The sequence below is a fragment of the uncultured Roseovarius sp. genome, assembly GCF_913054395.1.
In the GTDB taxonomy this organism is placed as follows: domain Bacteria; phylum Pseudomonadota; class Alphaproteobacteria; order Rhodobacterales; family Rhodobacteraceae; genus Roseovarius.
Map to the genome: position 1 here is coordinate 1 of NZ_CAJXIP010000236.1, position 3357 is coordinate 3357.

The following is a 3357-nucleotide window of genomic DNA, read 5'->3' on the forward strand; positions in this document are numbered from 1 at the left end:
AACCAGATGGCGGCCGCCACCGTCGCGCAGACGAGCTTTCCCGAGCAGGTGGCGAAGATCAAGAAGGCTTACAGCGCGCGCCGCGATGCGATGCTGGCAGCCCTTGCCAGATACATGCCTGCCGGCGCCAGCTGGACGAAGCCGGAGGGCGGTATGTTCGTCTGGGTGCGGCTGCCGGAGGGCATGGATGGTGCCGAGCTTCTGGCCCGTTCGATCCAGACGGAGAAGGTCGCCTTCGTGCCGGGCCGGGCCTTCTATGCCGACGGCTCCAACAACAACACCCTGCGGCTGTCCTTCTCCTGCGCCAACGAGGCGATGATCGAGGAGGGCATCCAGCGGCTCGGCCGGCTGATCGGTCAGGCTGTCGCCGAAGCTGCATAAAGGTGTGATACGGGCCTCCCGGAAGTCTGCCGATCGCTGATCGAAGCGATCGGTTTTGTTTGTCCGAAGGGGAGGTTCGTATCCATGCTGATCATCTTTGGCGGTCTGCCAGGCACCGGAAAAACCACGGTCGCTCGGGCCCTGGCAAAGCAGACCGGAGGGACTTATGTCCGTGTCGATACCGCCGAGCAGGCGATACGAGCTTCTGACGTGTTGAAATCCGAGGTTGGTCCGGCGGGCTACATGGTCGCCTACGGGGTTGCCGAAGACAATCTGAGGCTCGGCAACACCGTGGTCGCGGATTCGGTGAACTGCATCAAAATCACCAGGGATGCGTGGCTCTCGGTTGCAGCACGATCGGGGGTCCCGGCAGTCGAAATAGAGATCATCTGTTCGGACAAGGACGAGCATCGCCGACGGGCGGAAGCAAGAGCAACCGACGGTCCGGGAGCGAGGAATCCGAGCTGGGACGAAATTACCAACCGACACTATGAAGACTGGGGTCAAAGCCCACTTGTCATCGACACTGCGGCGCAGGATGTGGAGCAATCCGTCGCCGAGGTAATGTCCAGGCTCGCGCTTGGCAGCCGTCCACCAGGGCGGTACGCCTGACAGGTTGCAAGGTGCGTTTCTGCGTGTGGAAAGCCTGCCGCCGCCACCTCATCCACAATGACGTCGGCCGATTGTCATAAGCCTGTCAGATGCCTGTGGTCTAGCGAGGGCAATCCCAGCAGGAAGGACCATCCCATGAACAAGATCGTCTCCGCCTTTTCCGCTCTCGCCACCACGTCACTGCCTGCCGGCGCCGTCGAAGCCGCCGACCTGGTGATCTACACCAGCCAGCCCAATGAAGACGCCCAGGCCACCGTCGACGGCTTCAAGGCCGCCAATCCCGGTCTCGACGTCGAGTGGGTCCGCGACGGAACGCCGAAGATCATGGCCAAGCTGATGGCCGAGATCGAGGCCGGCAACCCGGTTGCCGACGTTCTGCTGATCGCCGACACCGTCACGCTCGAGCGGATGAAGCAGGCCGGCCAGCTGATGGCCTACAAGTCGCCGGAAGCCCAGAATTTCGAGCCCGCATTCTATGACGCCGACGGTCACTACTATTCCACCAAGCTGATCACCACCGGCATCATGTACAACACCCAGGCCGGAATGAAGCCGACCAGCTGGAAGGACCTGACCAAGCCGGAAGCCAAGGGACTGGTCGCCATGCCGAGCCCGCTGACCTCGGGTGCAGCGCTCATCCACACACAGACACTGACCGGCGTCGACAGCCTCGGCTGGGACTACTACCGGGCGCTGAAGGACAATGATGCCATCGCCTCCGGCGGTAACGGTGCCGTCCTTTTGAAACACGGTGCGCAATCCGGCCAGGGCTTCGGCGGTGGTCGCCTTGGGGTGTTCGTCGGTGTCAAAGGCCACCATGTCACGCTTGACGCGCACCTCGACCGGAACGATCTGGGATTTGAAACGGCCCTCGGAAATCGCCTGCGCCGCGCGGCGTTGACTTTCAAGGGCAAAGGCATCCTGATCGGCACGGCTGATGTCATTCTCGGCGGCGACATTCTCTGCCGTCACGCCCATATGGCCGGTACCAAACGGACAGTTGAGCGCGCCCAGCATCATATCAAGGGTTTTGACATCCCCCATCTTGGCACCCCAGCGTTGATCGGGGATGATAAAGGGCGAGCGGGACATGTTTTCGACCCCGCCGGCAAGCGCGAAATCCGCGTCGTTCAGGATCAGGGACTGCACTGCCGAGACAATCGCCTGAGCGCCCGACCCGCAAAGCCGGTTGACGTTCATCGCCGGAGCCGTGTCGGGAATACCCGCATCAATAGCGGCAACGCGGCTGACGTACATGTCGCGCGGTTCGGTGTTGATCACATGGCCAAACACCACATGCCCGATCTGTCCGCCCTCGACACCGGAACGCGCCAGCGCCTCTTTCGCGACGATCGCGCCAAGAGTCGTGGGCGGCGTGCCCGCAAGGGCCCCGCCAAATGTGCCAATCGCCGTGCGCGCGCCGTCAAGAATTACGATATCGGTCATGATGTCCCCTCGGTTTCAAGTTGGCACAACCTTAGCGAGGAAGCCGCGCAGATGGCAATGCGGACCTTTCGTCACTTGCGGTGGGGAAGACCGACCCACCGCCAAATCCGGCGCGGGATTACAGGATTACCTGGGCGGAACAAGCCGGATGCGCCCGGTTTCGGACAACAGCCAGCAATCGCGCCCCTCGAACACCGCAGGCCAGAGCGCGCGACCCCGTCCGGCACCGCCATCAAGATCAATCCGATTGCCGAAATGCGTCGGCATATCAAGCGCCGTATGGCCATGCACCAACAGCCAGGGATAGGGGGCTTCGTGGTCAAGAAACCCGTCCCTGATCCACATCAGATCGTCGGGGTCCTGTCGCTCCAGCGGGATGCGCGGGCGAATGCCCGCGTGAACGAACAGCAGATCACCGACAAGATGGGTCAGCGGCAGGTTCGCAAGCCACTCAATATGTTCGGCGGGCACAGCCGCGCGGGCGGCCTCGAGATTGAGGTCGGCTTCGGAACAGGCCACCCCGTAAGAGGCAAGGGTGACGTCTCCGCCAAGACGCGGATGCAGCCAGCTTAGATCGGGTCGCAGGCGCGGCGGGTGTATCTCGCCGCGTTCGATGAAATCGACAAACATCTGATCATGATTGCCACGCAGCACGGTCCAGTTGCGCCCGGCCGCCTGTGCCCGCATCACCCGGTCGATCACCGCGCGGCTATCAGGGCCACGATCGACAAGATCGCCAAGGAAAACGATTTCGGCATCGGGGCCGCCTTCAGCCTCGATCAGCGTCAAAGCGGCCTCTAGCAGGGCATCCTGCCCGTGAACGTCGGGGATGGCATAGATTGGATGTGTCATGGCGCACAAAAGCCCTCTCGCGTCCGGAATGTCCAGCAGGATTTAGGGGGCGCCGCCCCCATCGCC

Annotated in this window: 3 protein-coding genes and 2 pseudogenes; 3 read left to right on the forward strand and 2 right to left on the reverse strand. The window is 62.5% G+C overall.

The features are described from left to right. From QZ522_RS18585 to QZ522_RS18595, 3 genes and pseudogenes are all read left to right on the forward strand, one after another. Positions 1 to 381 (forward strand): aminotransferase class I/II-fold pyridoxal phosphate-dependent enzyme (locus QZ522_RS18585; RefSeq protein ID WP_294615102.1); only part of this gene is annotated, 381 nt, incomplete at its 5' end. Positions 382 to 465: 84 nt separating this feature from the next. Next, positions 466 to 993, forward strand: a complete 528-nt coding sequence (locus tag QZ522_RS18590; protein ID WP_037163033.1) for an AAA family ATPase — start codon at positions 466 to 468, stop codon at positions 991 to 993. Between the two features lie 57 nt (positions 994 to 1050). Beyond that, positions 1051 to 1734, forward strand: a pseudogene (locus QZ522_RS18595) (extracellular solute-binding protein); the annotation flags it as partial. Here QZ522_RS18595 and QZ522_RS18600 read toward each other — a convergent pair. Together QZ522_RS18600 and QZ522_RS18605 are read right to left on the reverse strand one after the other, a co-directional pair. Then, positions 1711 to 2439, reverse strand: a pseudogene (locus tag QZ522_RS18600) (beta-ketoacyl synthase N-terminal-like domain-containing protein); the annotation flags it as partial. The pseudogenes QZ522_RS18595 and QZ522_RS18600 sit on opposite strands and share 24 nt — an antisense overlap. Positions 2440 to 2565: 126 nt before the next feature. Next, positions 2566 to 3291 (reverse strand): metallophosphoesterase family protein, encoded by a 726-nt coding sequence (locus QZ522_RS18605; protein WP_294615108.1) that lies wholly within the window; start codon positions 3289 to 3291, stop codon positions 2566 to 2568. Between the last annotated feature and the right edge of the window lie 66 nt (positions 3292 to 3357).

What these genes read in the sequence shown, in the direction of transcription:
- QZ522_RS18590 (WP_037163033.1), top strand. Translation starts at nt 466, where the DNA reads ATGCTGATCATCTTTGGCGGTCTGCCAGGCACCGGAAAAACCACGGTC.
- QZ522_RS18605 (WP_294615108.1), bottom strand. Translation starts at nt 3,291, where the DNA reads ATGACACATCCAATCTATGCCATCCCCGACGTTCACGGGCAGGATGCC.